Raw genomic sequence first — 23175 nt, 5'->3', positions numbered from 1 at the left:
ACATATTTACGCTTTAATACTGAGTAACGAATCAGATTCAGACAAGCCAAACTTTTCTTGAACAGCCGATAGTATAGCGTCTTTATCTTCATCGTTTATTTGGCTTGAATACTGCTCGAGTAATTCATCAAGGTAACTTACTACATCTTCTGTATTAACTTGCTCTAGTGAATTTTGTGGCGGTGGAGGCGGTCTTTGCCCTTCAGGGCGGCCAGCATCACCAATACTTTTAGCATCAAATTCAAGCTCGCTCATTAATTCTGCCAGCTCTTTAGTGGGTGAAATACCCTGCTCTTCAAACGCAGCTTGAATGCTCTTTGCATCTTCAGAGGTTAAGTTTTCGGGATCAAATTGCGCTAGCGTTTCTTTTACAAAATCACTTTGTTCTGATGTTAGCGATACAGCTTGGCTTTTTTGCTGCGGCATAAAATTAGTAGCGTTATTGTTTATTGAATTGATCATGTTAGTTTCCTTTCAACGTTCACGACGAGGCGGTTTATGTTCACTTAATTCTTGCTCGCTGATTTCCCCATTACCGTCAGCATCAATTTCATCAAAAATAGTCTGTGCGTCACCGTGAGGTGGCTTTTTAGTATTAAATTCATCAAAACTAATTGCACCATTGCCATCGGTGTCGAGAGTTGAAAAGTCTGGCTTAGGCGGTTTGTTATTACTTCCTTTTGCAGCAATATTGGCCGAAAAAACAATGCTAAGTAATACAATTATTGCCGTTGATGTTAAATGCTTCATAGTAATAACCTTATATTTAGGGCGTGTTGATACCGTAAACTTACACCTTAAAAACGCAAAAAATGTGCAAACAATAAGGAAGTATTAAATAATTTAAAAAATTGATGTGTTCTAGGGCGTTCTGGTTGCTCAATTTACAATCAGCAGATAAGCTAACGAAAGCATGTGTAAATGCGCGTAATACTGCCCTTAATTCTCAAAGCTGATATACTGCTTGAGCATATAAAACAACTAATTACAGAGCACTTTTTTAAATAATGATTAATAACCAACTCCACTTAGCAGGCAAGCTGTGAAAACACCAAAACGCTTACAACCCCTTATCGATGACGGTTTAATTGATGAAGTACTTAGCCGACTAATGAGCGGTAAAGAAGCCGATGTATTTGTAGTTCGCTGTGGTGAACACATTCGGTGTGCAAAGGTTTATAAAGATGCTGTTAAACGCAGTTTTAAAAAAGCCGCACAATACCAAGAAGGCCGAAAAGTTCGCGGTGGTCGCCAAGCTCGCGCAATGGGAAAACGCTCAAGTTACGGGCGCCAGTTAGAAGAAGAAATTTGGCAAAATGCTGAGGTTGATGCTCTTTCTCGTTTAGCTAGAGCCGGTGTGCGTGTACCCGATACATATTTTTGTGTTGATGGTGTTTTACTTATGGAGCTTGTGTCTGACAGCGAAGGCGATGTTGCGCCGCAGCTAGGCCATGTAAGTATGAGTAAAGAGGAAGCTATAAAACAACATACACTGATGATGCATTACATTATGCTTATGCTGTGCGCGGGTATTATTCATGGAGACTTATCAGAGTTTAACGTGCTTGTTGACGATAAAGGCCCTGTGATTATTGATTTACCGCAAGCTGTAAATGCGTCTGCTAACAATAGCGCTGAAGCCATGTTTGCTCGTGACGTAAACAACATGCGTCGTTACTATAGTGAGTTTGCACCTGAGTTGTTAAATACCCAATACGCTAAAGAAATGTGGGCGCTATTTGAAGAGGCAAAACTTACACCTAATTCTATACTCACCGGTGAATTTGAAGATGACAGCGAAGAAGCTGACGTTGATTCAGTACTAGACGAGATACAAGCTGCAGCCGATGAAGAGCAAGAGCGACTAGCGCGCATTAACTTTTCAGACGAAGAATAAAACGCCAACGTTTTTGTTAATCGCTTTGTTCCCTTATTGCGGGTGTACAAAGCGATAACCTACCCCATAAACAGATTGAATCACACTCTCTGTTTTAGTTAATTCATCCAGCTTTTTACGCAATTTTTTTATGTGGCTGTCAATCGTTCTATGACTCACAATACGCTGATCGGTGTACATGGTATCCATTAAGCTATCTCGTGAATAAATTCTACTCGGGTTATTAAACAAAGGTTTAAACAACTGAAACTCAAAGTTAGTTAGCTCGATGTCGTTATCTTGGTATTTTACTTTATAGGTGGTTTCATCTAATTGCATTACCGATGTTTGTACTGCTGAAACGTTGAGACGCCTTAAAATAGCTTTTACCCGCGCAACCAACTCTGCGTAACTAAACGGCTTACAAATATAATCATCTGCGCCTAACTCAAGCCCTAGCAAGCGATCTATTTCTTCCACTTTGGCCGATACCATAATAATAGGCACATTGGAAAAACGCCTAATCGCTTTACATAATTCGATTCCGCTTTGACCTGGTAACATTACGTCTAGCAAAATAAGACTTGGCCTATTAATTTCAAGCCATGGAAGTACGTCATTCCCATGGTGTATTTGATGAGTATTAAAATGATGATTCATTAAAAAATCACTCATTAGATTAGATAGTTTTTCTTCATCTTCAACTATCAAAATGTGTTCACTCATTGGCACCTCTATTCGTAACGTAAATTCAAACCACTTAATAAAGTAGGCAATTTAAAGATTAGGTTTAAACATTGTTAAATGGTTGGCAGGCGTATAATAATAGCTAAACCACCTAGGTCCGCTTTTTCTGCGACTATCTCACCATTATGACCTTCAACTATATGTTTACAGATTGATAAACCAAGGCCTGAACCACCTTCTTGGCGGTTACGCGCACCGTCAACTCGATACAGGTATTCAAACAAATGCGCTAAATGTGAAGGCTCTACCCCAACTCCATTATCCTCAATACTCAGCTCAATAAATGACTGCCCTTTTTTACTTATGTTTTTAGCTGTTATTGAAATAGTCGTGCACTGAGCATAATGAACTGCATTCATTAAAATATTATCAAACAACTGCAGTAGCCGTGTTTTATCAGCCTCAACATTGGCGTATTGAGCACTATTTAATAGATAAAGTTTGATTGTATGCTGCTCAAATATAACCTGATATTTTTGCTCGATTGTATTTAACAGTATTGTTAAATCGGTTGGCTGCATGGTGTAGTGCATCCCCCCTAATTCGGCACTATTTAGCATATGTAAATCATCTATTAGGCGCTTTAAATGCATCGCCTCATCATTAGCTGAACTAATATTTTGGGTGTTAGGCTCACGTACGCCAAGTAACATTGCTTCAAGTTCACCCAGCAAAATACTCATTGGTGTTCTTAATTCGTGAGAAATATTTGCTAACCAGCGTTTACGTACTTGCTCATCTTTAGCTAGTGTAAAGGCCAGTGTATTAAAATCTTCACTTAATTGGCCTAATTCGTCTTTTCTATCAAGAGTCAGCTTAGTAGTGAAGTGACCTTGCGTAAGCTGATGCATCCCGGTTGCTATTTTTTTTACCGGACTTACTAAATGCCGTGATAGTAAAAAAGTTAACAGCAACGTAAATAAAGCAGCAGCTATAGCAATAAACCATAAGTAGTCTGTTTGCTGTTCTAAAAAATCAAGCTCGTAGCCATCAACCAAATTATCTCTTTTTGAAACAGCTAAATAACCAATGACTATATTGTTAACAGTAATTGGCGTATTGATATAGGTGAGTTCATCGAGATAACGCCCTCTTATCGGTTGCTTATTTTTATCAAGTAACGCGTAATGAGCAATATCGTTTGGTCTAGGAGGGCCTTTCATATCAAAGCGACCGCGTTCAGGTGGTGGTGGCCTCATTAACCGGCCTCTAGGACTTGGGCGCTCTGCAAATTCAGAAAATTGGCTGCTTTGTAACTCGGCTTCAACAAGGCGTCTAAAACTTTTATTGTCACGGATGACTTCGTCCCACGAGGCACTGCTTTCATATTGCTTTGCGAGCTTTGTTACAAGCGGCTCAAGTGCTTTTATTTCTTTTGCATTCACATAATCAATAACACCTTGGCCTATGCTCCATTGTATAAGCACCACCAGCCCCGCAATAATGCTAAAGGTAAAGCTAAACAAAATTAAAAAAAGTTTATTGTGAATTTTCATGGGGAAGCGTTCACCTTAAAATTAAACCGCCACTTATAACTTGGCCATATTTAAATAAGTTTAACAACTAAACGTGCAAACAATGTGCACCTACTTAAAAAAATTGTACAAAAAAGGCGACCTAAGTCGCCTTTGTATTGTTTAGTTTTTTAAATGTTTATCAAAAAAATCTAAAAAAGCCTGCAGCGTTTTAACGCGATGTGCTTGATGCGATAAATAATGATCGCCATCTTCTAACTCAATATAAGTAACGTCTTTATTTTCATCGTCTAATTCATCTTCCATTTCCCGGCTATGGTAAACAGGCACTACACTGTCATCACTGCCATGAACCAATAATATAGGTCGGTTAATGTGCTTTGCATACGTTACAGGAGAGTTAGCTTCTAGCATATCGTCGTCTGTACCAAACTGCTTTCTGACTATTTCTTTATTGGTAAAGTAACGCGCTTTAAAAACAAGGTGTTCTAAATCACTTACGCCTGCAAAACTGGCAGCACATTTAAATGTTTCAGGGTGCTTAACAACCGCCATTAACGCTGCATAACCACCATAACTTGCGCCACCAATACAAATTTTTTCAGGTTGTGCAATACCTTGTTCAATAAGCCAATTGGCGCCATCTTGTAAATCGTCTTGCATGGCTAAACCAAAACCTTGAATCGATTGCATTAAAAACTCATAACCATATCCGCTTGAGCCTCTAAAGTTTGGCTGTAATACAGCGTAACCATGATAAGCCAATAATGCAGTCCAATAATCAAAGTTAGCGTAATCTCGCGCCATTGGACCACCATGCGGAAATATTATAGTGGGTAATTTGTCGCCCTTTTTATACCCTACAGGCAACGTTAAATAACCTTCAATGGTTAATCCATCTCTCGCTTTGTAACTAATGCGTTCTTTACCGCCGTATACTGTTTCATCAATTTGCGGATAGGCATCGGCAATGGCGCTGACCTGGTTTTTTGTTCTATCTCCTAATAAATAACTACCTGACGACTTTGCTGAACTAACGTAAAGTATGTATTTTTGTTGATCTTTAGTGGTGCTTAAAATATCAATATCGTAGTCGTCTTTAGGAAGCGATACTCTTAAAGAGCGGTGAAGTTTATCTAAATCTGCATCCCAGTAGTTTACCCCGTCCTCTATGTGAGAATCAGTAAACCCTGCAACCTCGCCTGTTTTGCTAGAATAAAAAATAGAACCATCAAAGTCGTATTTATCATTGCTGTAAATTAACTCGCGCTCTTTGGTAGTTAGGTTAAGTCTAAACAATGCATCTCGCCCGTTGTGCAAAGCCGAGATATATAAAAGGTTAGGGTTTTTATCAAACCCTAATATAGAAATACTTTGCTCACTAAATACTTCGTAATCAAATAACGTGTCCCAGTCTCCGGTCTCAGCGTTAAGTAATTCATAAGTAAATTGTGTTTCGTCCATTTTTTTAGCGATTCGCACATTACCTTGCCTGTCGGCAAACCAATCTGTTACGTTATTGCGCTGTCTTTGTACTTTACTTTTGCGCAATGTATTAAGATCTAGCTCGTATACAGCAGGGTTATTTGGCACTGTAAAATCACCCTGTACCAAAATTTTATCTTCTTGTTCTGGTAGAAAGCTCACTATACGGTCTGCAAATTGAGGCTGACGCTCATCTCGAGAAGGGACAGCTCTAAACGCTAATTTAATCCCATCTTTATTTGTGAGATTGTACGAGTACAAAAGTGTAGATGTATATTTAGCCCCGCCAAATTGGTACTTAATAAACCTAGCACCCAGCAAAATAACGTTATCATTAGCCCAGCTATACCAATCAAAAAATACAGTGCGGTTGTCTGCATTTAAAATTGCTTTTGTATCTCCTGTTTTGAGGTTTTTAACCATTAACACTAAGGTGCCTTTGTGGTTTCGAACAAAGGAAAGGTTCTCACCATTGGGAGATAGTTTAATTTGGCTAAAGTCTTTTAAGCCCGCAAAGGCTTCTATCGGCAATTTTTTATCTTGTGCGGCGAGAGTATTAAAGCTAATAAGAGTGATCAATGCAGCAGCAATAAGTTTACGCATCAAAAGTCCTTTTATTTTTATGTTTTTAAATCAGGTCCGTATTCTATAACTGAGGGCGCTTAAGAACAAATTTATCTTTTGTCGTACTAAAGTAATCGCCACCCATTTTCCCTACAGCCTCTAATCGAGCAGGATCAATATAACCGTTTACTAATATTTCATCATCAACACATATACCAACAATATCCAATAACATCATTTTTCCGCCACCGGCTTTTTCTGAAACCGTAATTACATCACGCAAGATACATTCATAGCGAACTTTAGAAGCCTCTACACTTGGCGGACTCACTAATAAACTTGGCGTCTGTTGTATATTTACTTCATCAAACTCGCTCACGTTATTGGGGTAATTGGCACAGCTTTGGTTCATTTGTTTAACTAAGTTATGGCTAACAATATTGACCACACACTCTTTAGTCGCCAGTAAATTAGTTAACGTGTCTTTGTTAGCGTGATCACGCGGATTTACCTGAGTAACACTTAATACAGGAGGATTACAGCTTGCTACGGTAAAAAATGAGTACGGAGCAATGTTCGCAATCCCTTTTTCGCTTAACGTGCTGATCCATGCAATGGGGCGCGGGCTTATACCGCCCACTAAATATGAATATACATTGTGATCAGCATTACTAGTTAAATCTAAAAACATATTTTTCCTTATTCTTATTAAAACTAAATCGCAATTTAAAACCTTTACGTACTAACAACTTTAACTTTTTATTTTATTGCGTTTTTTGTAGCAAACAGTACCTGTTAATGAAAATACAAACGCAATAAAACACCAAATAACGTGAACATTAATATACTAATTTAAGCTAAGAGTCGTAAATTAAATGCGTGAAAAAATAAATATAGTGTGGTTTAAACGCGATTTACGCTTAAGCGATCATCAGCCATTAAAAAGTGCGTTTGATACTGGCCTACCTACCTTACTAATGTACAACTTTGAACCACTTCTGCTGGAGGATGCTCATTATAATGAACGACACTGGCGCTTTGTGTACCAGTCTATTGTTGATTTAAACTCTCAATTAGCGCGCTTTAATGCAAAGGTGTATATATTTAACGAGAACATGCAAACTCTGCTTCAAAGGCTTAATAAGCAGTTTGAAATATCATATATTTTTAGCCACCAAGAAATAGGGCTAAATAATACCTTTGAACGCGATTTAGCAATTAAAGCTTGGTGCCACCATAACCATATTAACTGGCAAGAGTCGCCAACAGGCGCTGTTATTCGTGGTAAAAAAAACCGTGACAATTGGAACGAACGCTGGCAAAAAACAATGCAGGCTCCGCTTGCTATACCCAATTGGAAGAATGTTAATTCCGTCAAACTTAAAAATTATAAAAATCCAGAATTATCTGAAACATACACTCAAGATGATGACAATTTTCAGCAGGGCGGCCCGCTTCATGCAAGAGAAGTTTTGCAAAGTTTTTTTACTCAACGCGGTAAAGGCTATCAAAAAGGAATATCTAGCCCTAGCTTAAGCCGCACCCATTGCTCTAGACTATCGCCATATTTAGCATGGGGAAATATAAGCCTTAGGCAAGTTTATCAAACTGCGATAGACGCTTATCATTCAAACCATCCCGATAAAAAAGGTTGGAAGCGCCCGCTTGCTGCTTTTGTATCTCGTTTGCATTGGCATTGCCACTTTATGCAAAAATTTGAAAGCGAATGCACTATGGAGTTTAAAGCATTAAATCCGGGCTATCATTCATTTCCGTATCGTACCGATAAACATGTAAAGCATGATATTGAGCGTTGGGCGCAGGGGCAAACAGGCGTGCCTATAATAGATGCATGCATGCGCTGTTTAAAGGCCACCGGTTATATTAACTTTAGAATGCGCGCTATGTTGGTGAGCTTTGTAACACACCATTTAAATATAAGCTGGCAGCAAGCAAGCTTTCCATTAGCTAATTATTTTTTAGACTTTGAACCAGGTATTCATTATCCGCAAATTCAAATGCAGGCATCGGTTACGGGTATTAATACCATTCGCCATTACAACCCGATAAAACAATCAGAAGATCAGGACCCAACAGGCGCCTTTATAAAAAAGTGGTGCCCTGAACTTGAAAAGCTCCCTATTGAATATTTACACGAGCCGTGGGAGCAAACACCAATGGAAGCGCTTTTTAACGATTTTAAACTGGGTGAAGATTACCCCGAGCCTATGCTTGATTTAACACTCGCCTCAAAAGACGCCCGCGAGCGATTATGGCAATACCGAGATCGTCCTGAAGTTAAACGTGCCATAGGAAAAATACTTAGAAAGCATGTTGCAATCACACCTAACACAAGCAAAGTAAAAAATAAAAACACCGCTAAAAATAACACTAAGGTTAAGTAACTATGGCGCATAAAAAACTAAACCTACCGCAAAAAATTTGCCCTATCTGTAATAAACCGTTTGCGTGGCGTAAAAAATGGCAACGAGATTGGGACAATGTCATTTATTGCTCAGAGCGGTGTAAACGAAATAAAAAGTGATTGCAATATACTGGCGTCTATTTTGCAACATCATCTGAAATTAATGTTTTTTCGGTTTTATTTAAGCTTTTTGTAAATAACGCTTACCTAATCTGAAAAACTTACATTTAAACAAGGAGAAGATGATGACGATTAAAAAAACGGCAAACTCAACCTGGTCTGGCGATATTAAAACAGGCAAAGGCAGTATTTCAACGCAAAGTGGTGCACTTGATAAACAGCCGTACGGCTTTAATACCCGTTTTGAAGATGAGCCAGGCTCAAACCCTGAGGAGCTAGTAGGTGCCGCACACAGTGCCTGTTTTAGCATGGCGCTGTCGCTTGCATTAGGTGATGCTGGTTTTACAGCAGATAAAATTGATACCAAAGCAACGGTAAGCCTTGATGAAGTAGACGATGGCTTTGCAGTGACGCATATAGCACTTGAAGTAAAAGCACGTATTAGTGACATAGCTAATGAGCAGTTTCAGGCCTTATGTGAGCAAACTAAAAAAGGCTGCCCTATCTCAAAGCTGCTTAATACTGAAATGTCGCTTAATGCCACACTCGATAGCGCCTCATAACCGACTCATAGTTATTTTCAATAATATGCAACTTAAGCCAAGTAAGTTTTTCACTTGGCTTTGCATTCATTAGCCAACCCTTTTTGAGTTGTTTAAATCTAGTAAATCGTTAAGTAGTGCAATCCCCATACCCAACGCAGGCCATATTACCCATAAATAATTTGGCGAGGTAATTAAATTAATGACTGTTAACAATGTTAATACAGCTAAATAACGCTTTAGATTTTCAAAAAATGTTGATGTATTCATATTTACTCTCCTCTTTGTGTATAGGGTTATTTTTAAGCATAAACAAAACAAATACAGCTGTTAAAAGTCACTCAATATTATGACAAGTGTCATTAGTTAGGTCTTACTTATTAGTTACTTATTACTAGTTAAAGTATAAAAACCCATACTTTAACTTGTTTGTGTTAAGATCCATCTTAAACTAACCTTAAATACTTATATTAAAAAGGCCGAACTAAATGAATGAAAAATCAACAAATTGCACAAAAGTTACCTGCAGTAACTGTGAAGATGCAAACACACTTGAGTTTGATTTTTCAATGGCGTTTCAACCGATCATAAATTGCCAAAGCAACAATATTTTTGGCTACGAGGCATTAGTGAGGGGACTAAACGGCGAATCTGCTTATTCTATTATTTCTAAGGTAAACGAAAGTAACCGCTATGCGTTTGACCAGCTTTGCCGTATTAAAGCAATTGAACTTGCAGCCAAACTAGGCATTACCTCAATGCTAAGCATTAACTTTTTACCCAACGCTATTTATAAGCCTGAGCGCTGCATACGTACTACATTAGAGGCGGCTAAAAAGTATAATTTTCCTATTAAAAACATCATGTTTGAATTTACCGAGGTAGAAAAAGTAGAAGATACTGCACATATAAAGCGTGTAGTTGATTATTACCAATCATTAGGCTTTAAAACCGCCACAGACGACTTTGGTGCAGGTTACTCTGGCTTAAATCTACTTGCTGACTTTCAAACAGATATCATTAAGCTAGATATGGCACTTATACGAGATATAAACAGCGATAAAAAACGCCAATTAATAGTAACCCACTGCTTAAATATGTTTCGTGATTTAAATATTACAGCACTGGCTGAAGGTATAGAAACAGTAGAAGAATACGTGTGGCTTAAACACGCGGGGGTTGAATTAATGCAGGGGTATTTATTTGCAAAGCCTGGCTTTGAGTGCTTACCCAATGTGAACCTTGATTTGTAAAGTAGAGAATAATCGCACACCTTAAATTTATACAAAGCTTGATTAATGCCGCTCATTGTAAAACGGCATTAATCTGTTAAGTCTGGCCTACTGCTTACCTGACCATGCCTGCACTAATTGGGTTAATTGCTGTTTTATATCATTACTAGCAATTGCCTGACTTAGGGTTTCAGTTAACACTTTAATTTCGTCCTGATTACTATTTTGTGCAATAACCTCACCTAACTGCTGCCCAAACATCGTAATTGTTTGATTAACATTATTAGCATTGAGTGTTTTATTGAGTTCGCTTAAATGAGAATGTGCGCTACTTTTCTCAATGACACTAACTAGCTCTGCAACACTGCTTTTATCTGGCGCTTGGTGTAATAAGCTTTGAAGTGTTTCATTAAGTACATTAAAGCCCTGAGAGCTATCTAAATTGGCCAAACCTTCGCCAACCGTGCCAATTGATGCATTGTAATCATAACTTAAGTTACTTTTACTAAGCTTACTTGCAATGCCCTCTAACGCCTCATGCAAATATCCCATTTGCTCAACCGCCATCATTACCGGGCTACCAGCACCATCAAGTTTATTTAACCTAACAAAGTCACCTTTAATTTGCTCATAGCGCGCTTGTTCTTGCACTGTAGCAGTACCACGCAGTTCACCTAACTTAAGTAGATTCTCTTCAGAGCCTTTACTGAGTGTTTGAGCCTCACCTCGGTAATGATCGCAAATTAAATTCTCGAGCTCTTCGTCATTCATAGCTGCTACAACTTTTTCAGCCATTTTATTCATATTACGGTAGCTACCTTGTAGCTTGAACGGCGGCTCTGTACGGTAGTTGTTGTCTTGCGCAGCTGAAGCAATATATTGCGCATTTACTTTTAATACGGTGTCTCTAATAGTGATCAGTTTATTAATTACCGCTTTAATTTCGTTTACCTCAGCTTGTGAGTAACCATACTCAAGCTCGTTAAGTGGTATATCTTCACCTTGGCAAATACGCACAAATTTGTATAAATCGTCCATATTTCTGTTTGCCAGCGGTGCAAGCACGGAGTTAGATGTAAGGGCATTTTCTATAAAGCTCATTGCAAACTCTTGCTCGCACCCTGCTAACGTATCACCTAAGTTATAAATATCGGCCCTGTTAGCAAGCATATCCGGTATTTTAAAGCTCTCACCCGATTCGGTATAGGGGTTACCCGCCATAACCACAGCAAACTTTTTACCACGTAAATCATACGTTTTACTTTTGCCATTCCACACGCCATCAATTCGGCGCGAGCCATCACATAGCGAAATAAACTTTTGTAAAAATTCAGGGTTTGTATGCTGAATATCATCTAAATAAAGCATTACGTTATTGCCCATTTCAAAGCTTTGATTGATTTTAGCAATCTCTTTTTCGGCAGTTGCGTTAATGGCTTGAGATGGGTCAAGTGATACTTGGTCGTGCCCTATTGACGGGCAATTTACTTTTACAAATGTTAAGCCTAGGCGGTTAGCCACGTATTCAACTAACGTAGTTTTACCATAACCAGGCGGCGATATAAGTAATAGCATCCCCATTAAATCGGTGCGTTTGTTTTTACCCGCTGAGCCAATTTGTTTTGCTAAGTTATCGCCAATAATTGGAAAGTACACTTTATTAATAAGCTGGTTTCGCACAAATGAACTCAAAGGCCGCGCTTTAAATTCATCTAATTGTAAGCGCTCTTTTTGCTCAGCTAAAATTTCACTGCGAAGAGAATGGTATTGCTCAAAGGCAGGGACTTGTTCAGTAATATACTCTCGCGTGCGTGCATAAAACGACGCATAATCAACTTGAAGTGTTTGCTCACTTATTTGCTTATGCTGCCCCATTAATCCACTAACAGTGTAATCGGCATTTACATCTAAAACGCTGTATTTGAAAGAAGTAGAGGCTGTTAAATGAAGGTAATTCGCAGCTTCAGCTTGAACTTCAGCGCTAATATTACTGTGTTGTAAACAATAGGCATTTAGCCAACTTAAATAAAGTAGACCGCGCTCATCTGTGCTATTAAGTGTGGTATTAGCTTGGGTTAGCTCTTTGCTAAACCCCTTACTATTTGCATCACTATTAAACTGCTCGGCGAGGTTTTTAGCTTGCTGAGATACTATAAACAGAGGCTCATCTGCACTTTTTTGCTGCGCCAATTGCTTAATTAAATATGCTGCGCTGAGCTCACTTGATAAATTACTAAAGTGCACAAGCATACGAGGTATCGTATTTAAAAACTCGCTGATATATTCACTCAGTTGAGATGTTAAAGCGCTAATAAAGTTAATTGCGCCAAAGTGCGTTTCCATCAACAATGCATTTTTTGCTTGGTGATAAAAAGTAGCCAACTGTTCTGCTGACAATTGTGCGCTGTAAAGCTGCGCAACTACCCTACAACTCACTGGGTAAATGAGTAAATCAAGGGTGCTTTTTTGATTAAGTAAAGACTCTATTATTGCGCTTGCGTCATGATCGTGAATGCCCTTTTCGTAACCTTCTTGGTAACGGGGCTCTGCAAATTTTTGCACTACATTTAAAAGCGTACCGTTGTCTTTAGCTTGCTGTAATTGTGTAAATGTAAGTGTATGCTCACTATTTTCGCAGGCTAATAAAATTTGCGCAGCTAAATATTCACCACGATAAATAGCGCTGTTTTCAGACACGAGCGCTTGCTGCCACAAGTGACGGCTTTGCGCTAATGTTTCAACACTTTTTGCGTCGGTAATCGGCTCAAAGTAATCGGTCCCTGTTAAATGCAGCATTAGCTGCTCATCGCGAGGCAGTAACGTTAAATCAAGTAATTGTTTATTAACACTAAATGCGTGTTTACCTATACTTACCGTATTACCGCCATCGGTAAATATATCTTGTTTATCACGTAATGAGCGAATGCCCTGATCTTTGCTTGCTTTTAGTTTTGACTGAATATCATCGGCACGTATTTCGTCGCCAATATCTTTTAACTCTTGCGTAAGTGCTCGTAACTTACTGATCATCGGATCAGCTGCAAAGTAGGTGTTTAACGCATCTAACTCAGTGAAGCTTTGCGAACGTCGATTAACGCCCTGTAAAATACGCTCTGCGGCATTTGCTAAATTAAGCGCACGTCGCTGACGCGCATCAATTAGGCTTTGCTTATGTGCTTCAAAGCTTTCGTAAACGTCGTCTCGCTTGGCTATTATTTCACTAAGGTATTCATCAAAATCGCTAAATTGCGACTCGAGCTCTTCTAGCTGTATTAGCAAACGCGATAATTGATCGTCACACGCTTCTGGGGTTTTTGCATTATTTAATGCATTAGTAATACTCTGCGAAAACAACTTAAAACGGGCGGCAAACTCAGCTTTAGCCTCAATGCTGCCTAAGCTTTTTTGGCGTATTTCTATGCCTGCTTTTGCCCTATTAACTAACGCATACACACCGCTAATATCTTCTAAAATTTGGGTGCGAATACGGCTATCGTCTATGTCTAAATCAAGCATAGTGTGGTTAAGTAAATCAAGTTCCACACTTTGTTTATCAAGCTCAGCAACATAGGTTTTGAGTTCGGTTACGCTTTCACTCTTAGCGCTTAGCTCTTCGAGTTCTTTTAACTTTTTATGATACGGCTCAAGTGCTGTTGATTGCTGTAAAAAAGCAGCAGTAGCTTGGCTTACACCGCTCAAATGCTCATCTACATCAGCTTGTAACTGGTTAAGTGCATCGGTGTCTATATACTTAATATCTTCAAGGCTGATTATTTGCCCTTTTAGTACTTTTAACGCGTCTATTGCCGTAACAAATTCAGACACTGCTTTAAAGCTATCGGGGCGAACCTCTCGTGTTACTTCTGTGTACTGTTTAGTTATATCTGCAAGTGCTTGCTTAGCTTTGTTCTGTATTTCAGTTACTTTTTCAAACTCATCAAGTACTTGTTCTGCTGTCTCAAAAATACTGTGCAAGCTTTGCGCTATGTCAGCAAACTCATTTTCATTAAGCCAATGATAGCGATCAAATATATTTCGACTCAGCGAAATCATATCTTCGTAGTGAAACAAACTTGGGCTTTGCTCGTTAATCGCTTTGCATACACTATATAAATCTGAAATACCGCGTACTAAATCGGGGTTACCAATTTTTCCAAAAAAACTCGTTAAAGCAGGTGCATTGGCGGCAAACTCAGCTGATACAAATGGGCTTTGCCATATTTGGATTGGGTGTACGCGTTCAGCTTGTTCATTATCGGCTTTGAAGGTTAACGCGATGCCATCGTTGTAAATACCATAACCGTGACAGTAGATTGGGTTTTGTAAGTTTTTATCAATAATATTGTAAGCAAATAAAGCATAGCGTCCTTCGCTTGGCTCATAAAATACATACAATACATCTTCGCCATTGGGCGATTTAACTTGGCGATGAAATTCTAAATCATCAATTTGTTCTTCAAATGAGCGAGCCTGTCCCGACTGCAAATAGTAACCACCGGGAAAAATAATACCGTGGTCTTCGGGCAGCGTAACACATGCGCTACCAATGGCATCTTGGCGCATGACCTGCAAAGTGCGGCTGTTAAAAATAAAATAGCGCCACTGCTTTTCTCGGTATGGCAAAATTTTAAGTAAAATCAAGTCACCCACTTGCGCGTATTCAACCTCGCTATCAGCAAGCGATTGGTTTTTATCTTCAACAGGTTCTTGATGAATGCCTTCGCCGGTTTCGGTGCTGTTTTCTATTTTTATGGTGAGTGTGCCACCAATGGTTTCTACAAATACGGTATCAGCAATATTTATATGACCGTGACGCCCTTCAACATGGTCACTGCGGTCTGTTTGTTGCCATTCAAAATCATAATCGTGTGCGTGCTTTATATCGCGTTCACCGCGATTATCTATATAATGAATAGTGTTATCTGGGTGTATCTCCCATCTAAACACTCGCACATCAGAGAGCTTTTCACCAATCTGAAACAGCGCAAATAACTTACCGTTTTGCTGATATAGGTGCTGCAGCTTAGTTTGCTTGTAGTAAGTATAAAGCTCTTCAAAATCTCTAATAAAACGGGTATCGGTTAAAAATAAGGTTTTTTCTGGGTATGGCTCAATTTCAAAGTGATCCTCTTGCTGAACCAATTTGTGCACACTAAATACATCATCAATCGAGGTTTCTTTTTTCAGACCCAAAAACACGTTGTAAGCAAAAATAACCTTGTCGCCTACAATCACAATATCGCGAGGCGTACAGTTTTGCTCAGTTCGCGCACGCACGCGCCCTTTAACTTGAAGCTCTGTACTACCAAACTCGTTAATGCGTGAGGCATTAACTTTATCTGTTTGCGTTTTTAGTGTTACGCCAAAATTATTTAAACGACGCTTAATTAAATCGTACGATCCCTGCTCTAAAGCATGTTGTGTTGAGTCCGTCATTAAACCTTTCCTGCAGTATTACTTTTGTATGTGTGATCAAAAAAGCCGTAAATTATAAATTACGGCTATAGATTGAGAGGGAGTTAGTCTTGCGGATCGAGTTTTATTTTCTCGTCAAGGCCGCTGCCCATATTGCTCCCTAACATACTTAGTAATTGGCTTTTTTCAGCAGCAGTAGTGTTACTCAATTGCTTTAATAATTTACTCATATTAAGGTTTTTCATGGTTTCAGCTGAGCCGTTAGCGCCCGCTAATACTCCTTTCAAATCCTCAATTAAATTGCGATCACCATTTAAGTGATCTTTAAATACAGTTTGTACTGTTTTGCTTTCATCTACTAAACCATCTATTGATTTACCTAAGCTAATAGCACTCATAAACTGGTTAAAGAACTGACCATCGCCGCCCATAATATTAATATCGGCATCGCCTAGTGCTTTGCTCATCACTTGAGCTTGATGCTCTGCTATGTCTTTGCCTGCCTCAATTTTAGCCAGCACTAGCTCTTTTTGCTGGTTTAGTTGCATTGTAAAGCTTTCGTAGTCACGGGCATCTTGGTCCATCGCATTAAGCGCTTGTAGTTTTTCTTCAAGACCTTTGGCCTCTGCAAGCATCTTACGTTCAAGGTTAATGGCTTCAACTTCACCTTGTTTCTCATTCGCATCAGCCATGGCTGTTTGTACTTGCGCTTGAGATAGCCCTATTTCACGGTTACCTTGTGCTTCTGCTTCTAATTTTTGACGCAATACTTTAGCATCCACTTCACCCTGCATTGCGTTTGCTTGTGCTTTAGCTGTAATTACGTCTGCTTCAGCTAAGCCCTGTGCCGCTGTTTCAACTTGTTGTGCTTGGGCAAGTATCTTTTTAGACTCAGCTTGCTGATTAGCAATACGCAGCTCTGCATTAGCCATTGTTTCAAGTTCACGGGCTTTAAATTCAGCAGCTTGATCTTGCGCTTTAGCAGCTTCAATATCTTTAACTAATGCTTCTTCTGCTTCTGCTTTAGCTCGGATTATAATGGCGTCTTTTTCACGCTCTGCACCGGCTATAACCTGTACATCTTTAATACGCTCTTGCTCTTCAGCTACCGACTTTTCGACTATTACGCGGTCGCGCACTACATCTGCAATTTCTTTGCGTTCTACTTCAAGTGCTTTTTCTTTGTTAATACGTAAAATTTCAGTTTCTCTTTCTCGTTCAATAACTTCTATTTCACGAGAGCGTAAAACTTTTTCTTCTTCAATACCCAGTACTCGCAGTCGGTTTTGCTCTGCAATATCAAGCTCACGTTGCTTGTTTTGCTCGCTAATTCCAATTGATTCTTCAGATTGAATTCGAGCCTGTTCTGATTTTAAACGCTCTTCGTGGCGTACTTTTTCAGCTTCGGCGTGTTCACGCGCTTTAACGGTTTCAATTTCACGAACTTGACGCGACATTGCATCTTGTTTTTGGCGTTCTATTTCAAGTGATTTTTCAGTGGCTTCTTGGTTTTGTATTTCTACTTTTGCGCGCTCATCACATTTTAACTGATTGGTTAATACATTTTGCGCTGCTGTCATTTCGGTAATACGGCGAATACCTTCTGCATCAAGAATATTTTGTGAATCAAGCTTTTCAATCGACGTTTGTTCTAGATAATCAATGGCAACATCTTCAAGTGTATAGCCAGATAAGTCCTGCCCTATCACTTCTTTAATGTTGTCTCTAAATTCGTTTCGGTGAGTAAATAACTCAACAAAATCCATTCGCTTACCAACCGTTTTAAGTGCCTCTGAAAACTTAGCTTCAAATAATTCTTGCAGCGTTTCATGCTCTGATGCACGTGCACAACCTACTTGCTTTGCTACACGTAAAATATCGTCTTTGTTTTCATTAACACGAATATAAAACGTAATGGCGATATCGGCACGTATATTGTCTCTACAAATCAAGCCGCCTTTGTCTTTACGTTCAAGTACCATGCGCTTTGTTGAAATATCCATCACTTCCATTTTATGGATAACAGGGTAAACAATGCCACCGGTAGTGGTAACGTCTGGCTCACTTTTCATTTTATTTATAATGAGAGCTTGGCCTTGTTCCACTTTGCGATAAAACTTGCCAACAATTAACAAAATAGCAAAAATGACCGCTATCGCTATACCTACAAACGTTAATATAGGTAGTAAGTTATCTAAAAATTCCATGTTATGTCCTAACGTAATTATCAATTTATTATGTGTTATTTACAGCAAAAAACGGCGTTGTGTTACCAAGGTTTGGCAGTAACAATATAACAATGCTGCTTTTTTATATGCTCAAGTAATATTACCGTATCACCTGCGCTGAAGGGGTATTCGTCATGCGATCTTATTTCAATGAGTTGCTCAGTGCCTTGAAAATTAACTCTGCCTTGACCAAACGTTGGCGTCACCTTTCCAGTAACAACCGTGCACTCAAGACCCAATAAGTCGCTACTGCGAGAAGTTTCTACACTTGAGAAAAAGCGTTGTAATGGTTTTGAAATAATAACTGCAATTGGTAAAGCAATAATCGCGCTTACTACCAGCATCACTAAGCCAAACACATAAAATAAAACACCATCACCAAGTAGGTAAGCAAAAAACTTATGTGCATAAATACTAATTAGCCAGCTAAGCATAACCACTAAACTAATTGATACCGTAATAGGAATACTGCCAAAACCAAAGTTTGACGCTGAATGGGCGCTATTTGAATTAGATGAACTGGGCTCTATGTCTAAATCAGATTCAAACATATCAATGTCAGCAAACCCTAATAAAGTGATCATCCAAAAAAGGATTACAACCAAAAGCAGGGCCGTGAAAATAATGGTAGGAAACGTAAGTGCTAAATTCAAAAAGTCCATATTACTGCTATCCATCTGTATTAATACATTTACACAGTATGATTTTTACCATTTTGAAGAGAGTTTGTTAAGTTTTTTATAATAATTAGCCATTGGTTTATAAAGAATTGTAAATAGCTCACCTCTATTTTAATTACCTCATTATAAACCCACTATTTGTAGGCATTTTTCAACGGTCAATTTAGCTCACTTACTTTTAGATTGAAGTATTCTATCTGCACGTATGACTTTTTAACGATAGCTACTATATCACTGCAAGTTACACCGATAATAATGACTACGATCAATACAATATTCGCTTCGTGGCCCAACTTTAACAGATACAAAAAAGCCGCCTTACTAGTTAAGCAAGGCGGCTTTCATATTAAAACACTGATAACTTACATATTACCTAGCTCAATCATCATTGCGGTATACATGCGTAAATTAAGCTCTAATTGCTCAAGTGTAATAAATTCATGCTCAGAGTGGCCTGTATAACGTTTACCAGGCATTGAAGGTCCAAACGATACTGCATTATCAAATAGTTTTGCGTTAGTGCCTCCACCAATTGATACAAAATCGGCTTTTTCGTCGCCGGTAAAGTGCTTAAATATATCTAGTAGCTTTTGCGCATGCGGCGCATTGTCTAACAGCATAGGATTACCTATCACTGTATCTATACTCTCGAGTGTAACGTTATTGTTAGCTTGCCATTGATTAACGGCTGTCTCTATTTGTTGCTTTAATACATCTTCACTTTTACCAACAGGGCGACGAGCATTAACAGCTAACGTTAGTTTATTCCCGCTGCGCTCAATGACGGTTGGGGCTACGGTCATTGGGCCCATAAAGTCATGCTTATAGGCAATATCGCCAAACTGCTTACCGTGAAGATCTAACCCTATCAGTTGATTTACAAATTTAATAAGTTGTCCATCGCTATTGTTTTCAAGTGCGATTCCATCAAATAGCTCGGCTAAATGTGCAATAGCGTTCACGCCAGATTCGGGCTCAGATGAGTGCGCAGACATGCCCTTTACATTAATGGCAATGGCGTTATTTTTTTTACTAAAGTTAAATTCAACTTGATTTAGTTGCTTTGCTTTTGTTTTTAGTTGGTTAACTAGCGCATTGTTTGCATTATGCAGTACTAAACTTGCATCTTCTGGTATTTGGCTTTTGAAAGCACCACCAGCAAGGTCGCTTACATACACTGCTTTTTGATCTGATATGGCATTAAATGTAGGAGAAATTAAGCTCCAACCTTTTTCAGCAACCACTACCGGGTATGATGCATCAATGGTTACTGCATACTTTGGTTGCTCATATGTTTTCATGAACTCAGTAAGTGGGCCCCAATCAGACTCCTCAGCCAGATAAATCATCAGCTCAATGCGGTTATTGAGCTCAATACCTTTATCTTTAATCGCTTTCATGGCGTAAAGCGCGGTAGCGATAGCGCCTTTGTCATCTTCGGTACCACGGCCAACTAATTTACCTGGCTCAGAGGTATCAATAATAAAGGGGTTTTGCTTCCACTTACTCGCATTAGCTGGCTGCACATCACCGTGTGTTACCACTGTTACCTTGTCTGTTTGTTTACCCATGCCAATAAGCACGGTGTAACCAAGGTCTTGGTAGTCGAACCCAAGCTCTGCAGCTTTCATTTTTAATACCGATTTAAAGTTAATAAAATCTGGGTTTTGTGGTGCGGGTATTGAATCTTTATTTACTGTAGGAAAAGCAACTAAGTTAGTTAGCGTGTGTACTTGCGCATTTTGGTAGGTATTTACAGCGTAATCGGCAACATTATCAATATTTTTATGTAACTGTGCGTGCGCGCTAAACGCGAACAAAAGAGCACTGGCTAAAGCTAACTTTTTCAAAACTTATTCCATTTAATTAATAACTAAGGGCTTTAATTATAGCGCCCACACAGCATTACAAATAGCGCTTTGCGGTAATTTAACAAACTATTAAGTGTAAATATTTATATGGCGGCTTTAATATGGATAGCGGTATAATAAGCGGCTTAAAATAATTGGGGTAAATCAGTGTGAATCGTCGTAAAAAAATAGTCACAAAGTTTCAAAAGAAAGACAAACGCGCTAACGCTAAATTACACAAAAGTAATAAGCCCGCGTATATATCAAAAGCAGAACGCGAGAAGCAAGAACAACAAGCAGAACAATCAACCCAAATTGAACAAAACCAAGAGCAGCCGTAACCTGCTCTTAGTTGTAAATTATATAATCACCTTAAAATGCGACACTCATCCCTATATTAAACGAACGCCCCTGCCCTGCGAGCTGCTCAAAACCAGTGCTTTCGCCTTTTTTAAGCTGCGCAATGCTCACCCCACCAAGCGGTAGTTGATAGTACTCGTCAAATAAATTACTCACTTGTGCACTTAACGTTAAGTCGCCCCATGACGCTTTTGAACCTAAATTTACAGTGTTGTAACTATCGGTTTGGTTTTCTAATCGGTTGTTATCGACGCGTGTTTTAGCATCATTCCATTGCCACGACAGCGTATTTTCAAAGCGGCCGAGTTGATGGTTAATTGCAAGCTTAGTATGCAGTGGTTTTATTTGATAAAGCGGCTGGTTGGTATCATCTCGCTTTGCACGTGTATTAGTAATATTGGCATTTAATTGCCAATTACCGAGTGCTTTAGATTGATGAATATTAGCGGCTAAATCTAACTTAACCCCATACAATACGGCATCCGTATTAGTAAATTTAAGTATGTTACGTGTTGTGTTTTCTAAGCCAAATCGATTGAAAGACCTGACGATGTCTGCATCAATGTAGTCAGATGCATTGGTATACCAAATGTTAGCACTTACTTGCCAGTCGTCGTTTTGAGCCGATTTAATATAAGTAGAGCTTATTGTATGCGCGGTTTCTACTTCTAAATTTTGGTTGCCTATATAGCCATTGCCATCACCGTACCAACCAATCATGGTGGTTGCCATATTGCTCACACCCCAGCTGTATCGCTCATACAAATTAGGTGCTCTGTTTTTGCGAGCAAGACCAAGCTGTAGCTCGTCAGTATGAGTAAGCTGATAATTAAGTAATACATTGATATCAACCACCGTGTCTGATTTATCGTGCTCTTTGCTATTAAAAGCAGCAGCGGCACTTGCGTTACTGGGCTGCATTGGCATGGCGCTCATAGTCATCATTGCCATACCTTCATTATATGGCTGAACATTGTCAGCACGAGTATTTACATGCTCAACACGTATACCTGAATTTAACCACAACTGAGTATTTATTTGGCTCTCAAATTCTGCAAATGCTGCAATACGCTTACGCTGACCATTATTTATATTAATGTAATCGTTAGGGCCCATCATGGCGGAACCTTCAACAGCAGACCACCAATCATCAATTCGGTAATCATAAAATGCCTGTCCTAGTAATAGACTACTATTACTATTTAAGTTTAAACGCCATTTAATTTGAGAGCTTATATCGCGCGCATCGGTATTCATTGGCATCATGCCGGTTTTCTCAAGGCTAAAAAAACCCATTTCGTGTTTAACCTCATGCCAATTAAGTTGGGCTTCCAATTCACTGTTTTCCAATACACGCTTGTATTGGGCTGTAGCGCCATAACTTGTGTTATCAGTCATATCCATATACTGATTAGCAAAGCCCTGATAAGGTGTTTTTTGATGTGTAAGCTTAATTACAAACTGTTGTTTTTCGTCTCGTATTGCTGCAGAAAGCGCATGGTTTTGAACGCGATATAAGGTATCAAATACTAAATTTCCATTTCCGTCTTCATAACTTTTAGCATCACTAAATGCACCTTGGTAATTAAAGCTCAAATTATCACTTGTTATACGTGCCCCAACGCCCACTTTTCGTGCATTATTTACGCTATTATATTGAGCAGATACATAACCCGAATGCCACCCTAGGCCACTACTTTCGCTGTACTGTGGTGAAATAGAATTAACGCTTATTACCCCAGCAATATTATCACCACCGGCACTTACCGCTGATATACCCGCAATAACATGATAAGCCGTAATTTGATTAGCAGAAACATACGAAAGCGGAGGGTTCATATGATTAGCACATGCCGCTGTAACATCAGCCCCATCGACTAATACTTTTACTCTATCCCCCATCAAGCCATTTAAAATAGGCAAATTAGACACCCCACCTGCAGCAGAAAAATCCACACCTAAATCATTTAGTAATGATTCTGCAGAGCCAAGTGCAAGGTGTTTATTTTGCGAATGTCCATGAACCTCAATAACTTCTAAAGAGGTGTCGGCTGCAAAGACTGCTGAAGAAAATATGCTGCCTATAAAAAAAGCCAAAGGCGTTAATAAATATGTGTTTGGAGTGTTGCTTAAATCTGCCATTTTATAATTATGCCACTGTAATAGTTGGACTAAT

At 39.0% G+C, this 23175-nt stretch carries 18 protein-coding genes; 6 read left to right on the top strand and 12 right to left on the bottom strand.

Features of this window, described 5'->3' with window-relative positions; all coding sequences use genetic code 11:
- Window positions 1-6: 6 nt before the first annotated feature.
- A complete protein-coding gene (locus PS1M3_RS04055) occupies window positions 7-462 on the bottom strand; it encodes a hypothetical protein (RefSeq protein ID WP_008132298.1) in 456 nt (151 codons plus the stop codon).
- Between the two features lie 12 nt (window positions 463-474).
- Window positions 475-750 carry an EF-hand domain-containing protein gene (locus PS1M3_RS04050; RefSeq protein ID WP_039037775.1) on the bottom strand — a complete coding sequence of 92 codons (276 nt, stop codon included), beginning with the start codon at window positions 748-750 and terminating at the stop codon, window positions 475-477.
- Between the two features lie 292 nt (window positions 751-1042).
- Between PS1M3_RS04050 and PS1M3_RS04045 the strand changes: the two genes are divergently transcribed.
- Window positions 1043-1897: a PA4780 family RIO1-like protein kinase gene (locus PS1M3_RS04045; protein ID WP_008132303.1), complete on the top strand. Its 855-nt coding sequence runs from the start codon at window positions 1043-1045 to the stop codon at window positions 1895-1897.
- Between the two features lie 33 nt (window positions 1898-1930).
- Here PS1M3_RS04045 and PS1M3_RS04040 read toward each other — a convergent pair whose 3' ends face one another.
- From PS1M3_RS04040 to PS1M3_RS04025, 4 genes are all read right to left on the bottom strand, one after another.
- Window positions 1931-2602, bottom strand: coding sequence for a response regulator (locus tag PS1M3_RS04040; protein WP_006791444.1), 672 nt, complete (start codon window positions 2600-2602; stop codon window positions 1931-1933).
- A 74-nt stretch (window positions 2603-2676) separates the two neighbouring features.
- On the bottom strand, window positions 2677-4119 hold the full coding sequence (locus tag PS1M3_RS04035) for an ATP-binding protein (protein WP_203986390.1): 1443 nt from the start codon (window positions 4117-4119) through the stop codon (window positions 2677-2679).
- Window positions 4120-4260: 141 nt separating this feature from the next.
- Entirely contained in the window at window positions 4261-6186 is a 1926-nt protein-coding gene (locus tag PS1M3_RS04030; protein ID WP_203986388.1) for a S9 family peptidase, read from the bottom strand.
- A gap of 43 nt (window positions 6187-6229) precedes the next feature.
- Window positions 6230-6838, bottom strand: a complete 609-nt coding sequence (locus PS1M3_RS04025) for a flavin reductase family protein (protein ID WP_203986386.1) — start codon at window positions 6836-6838, stop codon at window positions 6230-6232.
- A 184-nt stretch (window positions 6839-7022) separates the two neighbouring features.
- On the opposite strand from PS1M3_RS04025, the gene PS1M3_RS04020 reads away from it, so the two are divergent.
- From PS1M3_RS04020 to PS1M3_RS04010, 3 genes are all read left to right on the top strand, one after another.
- Window positions 7023-8552: a cryptochrome/deoxyribodipyrimidine photo-lyase family protein gene (locus PS1M3_RS04020; RefSeq protein ID WP_203986384.1), complete on the top strand. Its 1530-nt coding sequence runs from the start codon at window positions 7023-7025 to the stop codon at window positions 8550-8552.
- Window positions 8553-8554: 2 nt separating this feature from the next.
- On the top strand, window positions 8555-8692 hold the full coding sequence (locus tag PS1M3_RS04015; RefSeq protein ID WP_006791449.1) for a DUF2256 domain-containing protein: 138 nt from the start codon (window positions 8555-8557) through the stop codon (window positions 8690-8692).
- 125 nt (window positions 8693-8817) lie between these two features.
- The gene (locus tag PS1M3_RS04010; protein WP_006791450.1) at window positions 8818-9255 is read left to right on the top strand and encodes an OsmC family protein; all 438 of its coding nucleotides are present in this window, start codon (window positions 8818-8820) and stop codon (window positions 9253-9255) included.
- 69 nt (window positions 9256-9324) lie between these two features.
- On the opposite strand, the gene PS1M3_RS04005 is transcribed toward PS1M3_RS04010, so the two are convergent.
- Window positions 9325-9504, bottom strand: coding sequence for a 2TM domain-containing protein (locus PS1M3_RS04005; protein WP_203986382.1), 180 nt, complete (start codon window positions 9502-9504; stop codon window positions 9325-9327).
- A 218-nt stretch (window positions 9505-9722) separates the two neighbouring features.
- Between PS1M3_RS04005 and PS1M3_RS04000 the strand changes: the two genes are divergently transcribed.
- Entirely contained in the window at window positions 9723-10487 is a 765-nt protein-coding gene (locus PS1M3_RS04000; RefSeq protein WP_010557036.1) for an EAL domain-containing protein, read from the top strand.
- Between the two features lie 87 nt (window positions 10488-10574).
- Here the strand turns inward: PS1M3_RS04000 and PS1M3_RS03995 are convergent, their stop codons facing one another.
- The 4 genes from PS1M3_RS03995 to PS1M3_RS03980 all read right to left on the bottom strand — a co-directional run bounded on the left by PS1M3_RS03995 (window position 10575) and on the right by PS1M3_RS03980 (window position 20639).
- On the bottom strand, window positions 10575-15902 hold the full coding sequence (locus tag PS1M3_RS03995; protein ID WP_203986380.1) for a DNA repair ATPase: 5328 nt from the start codon (window positions 15900-15902) through the stop codon (window positions 10575-10577).
- A gap of 83 nt (window positions 15903-15985) precedes the next feature.
- On the bottom strand, window positions 15986-18088 hold the full coding sequence (locus tag PS1M3_RS03990; RefSeq protein WP_203986378.1) for an SPFH domain-containing protein: 2103 nt from the start codon (window positions 18086-18088) through the stop codon (window positions 15986-15988).
- A gap of 62 nt (window positions 18089-18150) precedes the next feature.
- Window positions 18151-18771, bottom strand: coding sequence for an OB-fold-containig protein (locus tag PS1M3_RS03985; RefSeq protein WP_203986376.1), 621 nt, complete (start codon window positions 18769-18771; stop codon window positions 18151-18153).
- Window positions 18772-19151: 380 nt separating this feature from the next.
- The gene (locus tag PS1M3_RS03980) at window positions 19152-20639 is read right to left on the bottom strand and encodes a dipeptidase (RefSeq protein WP_203986373.1); all 1488 of its coding nucleotides are present in this window, start codon (window positions 20637-20639) and stop codon (window positions 19152-19154) included.
- A 170-nt stretch (window positions 20640-20809) separates the two neighbouring features.
- On the opposite strand from PS1M3_RS03980, the gene PS1M3_RS03975 reads away from it, so the two are divergent.
- Window positions 20810-20980: a DUF2986 domain-containing protein gene (locus tag PS1M3_RS03975; RefSeq protein WP_082014437.1), complete on the top strand. Its 171-nt coding sequence runs from the start codon at window positions 20810-20812 to the stop codon at window positions 20978-20980.
- A 31-nt stretch (window positions 20981-21011) separates the two neighbouring features.
- Here the strand turns inward: PS1M3_RS03975 and PS1M3_RS03970 are convergent, their stop codons facing one another.
- Entirely contained in the window at window positions 21012-23141 is a 2130-nt protein-coding gene (locus PS1M3_RS03970; protein ID WP_203986370.1) for a TonB-dependent siderophore receptor, read from the bottom strand.
- Between the last annotated feature and the right edge of the window lie 34 nt (window positions 23142-23175).

Origin of the sequence: Pseudoalteromonas sp. PS1M3, assembly GCF_016865405.1 — a bacterium.
Classification (GTDB): domain Bacteria; phylum Pseudomonadota; class Gammaproteobacteria; order Enterobacterales; family Alteromonadaceae; genus Pseudoalteromonas; species Pseudoalteromonas marina.
The sequence above is the reverse complement of the archived record's forward strand: the minus strand, read 5'-3'. Positions and strand labels throughout refer to the sequence as shown.

What these genes read in the sequence shown, in the direction of transcription:
- PS1M3_RS04025 (WP_203986386.1), bottom strand. Translation starts at nt 6,838, where the DNA reads ATGTTTTTAGATTTAACTAGTAATGCTGATCACAATGTATATTCATAT.
- PS1M3_RS03985 (WP_203986376.1), bottom strand. Translation starts at nt 18,771, where the DNA reads ATGGACTTTTTGAATTTAGCACTTACGTTTCCTACCATTATTTTCACG.
- PS1M3_RS04050 (WP_039037775.1), bottom strand. Translation starts at nt 750, where the DNA reads ATGAAGCATTTAACATCAACGGCAATAATTGTATTACTTAGCATTGTT.
- PS1M3_RS03995 (WP_203986380.1), bottom strand. Translation starts at nt 15,902, where the DNA reads ATGACGGACTCAACACAACATGCTTTAGAGCAGGGATCGTACGATTTA.
- PS1M3_RS03990 (WP_203986378.1), bottom strand. Translation starts at nt 18,088, where the DNA reads ATGGAATTTTTAGATAACTTACTACCTATATTAACGTTTGTAGGTATA.
- PS1M3_RS04020 (WP_203986384.1), top strand. Translation starts at nt 7,023, where the DNA reads ATGCGTGAAAAAATAAATATAGTGTGGTTTAAACGCGATTTACGCTTA.
- PS1M3_RS04030 (WP_203986388.1), bottom strand. Translation starts at nt 6,186, where the DNA reads ATGCGTAAACTTATTGCTGCTGCATTGATCACTCTTATTAGCTTTAAT.
- PS1M3_RS03970 (WP_203986370.1), bottom strand. Translation starts at nt 23,141, where the DNA reads ATGGCAGATTTAAGCAACACTCCAAACACATATTTATTAACGCCTTTG.
- PS1M3_RS04010 (WP_006791450.1), top strand. Translation starts at nt 8,818, where the DNA reads ATGACGATTAAAAAAACGGCAAACTCAACCTGGTCTGGCGATATTAAA.
- PS1M3_RS04000 (WP_010557036.1), top strand. Translation starts at nt 9,723, where the DNA reads ATGAATGAAAAATCAACAAATTGCACAAAAGTTACCTGCAGTAACTGT.
- PS1M3_RS04005 (WP_203986382.1), bottom strand. Translation starts at nt 9,504, where the DNA reads ATGAATACATCAACATTTTTTGAAAATCTAAAGCGTTATTTAGCTGTA.
- PS1M3_RS04015 (WP_006791449.1), top strand. Translation starts at nt 8,555, where the DNA reads ATGGCGCATAAAAAACTAAACCTACCGCAAAAAATTTGCCCTATCTGT.
- PS1M3_RS04055 (WP_008132298.1), bottom strand. Translation starts at nt 462, where the DNA reads ATGATCAATTCAATAAACAATAACGCTACTAATTTTATGCCGCAGCAA.
- PS1M3_RS04035 (WP_203986390.1), bottom strand. Translation starts at nt 4,119, where the DNA reads ATGAAAATTCACAATAAACTTTTTTTAATTTTGTTTAGCTTTACCTTT.
- PS1M3_RS04040 (WP_006791444.1), bottom strand. Translation starts at nt 2,602, where the DNA reads ATGAGTGAACACATTTTGATAGTTGAAGATGAAGAAAAACTATCTAAT.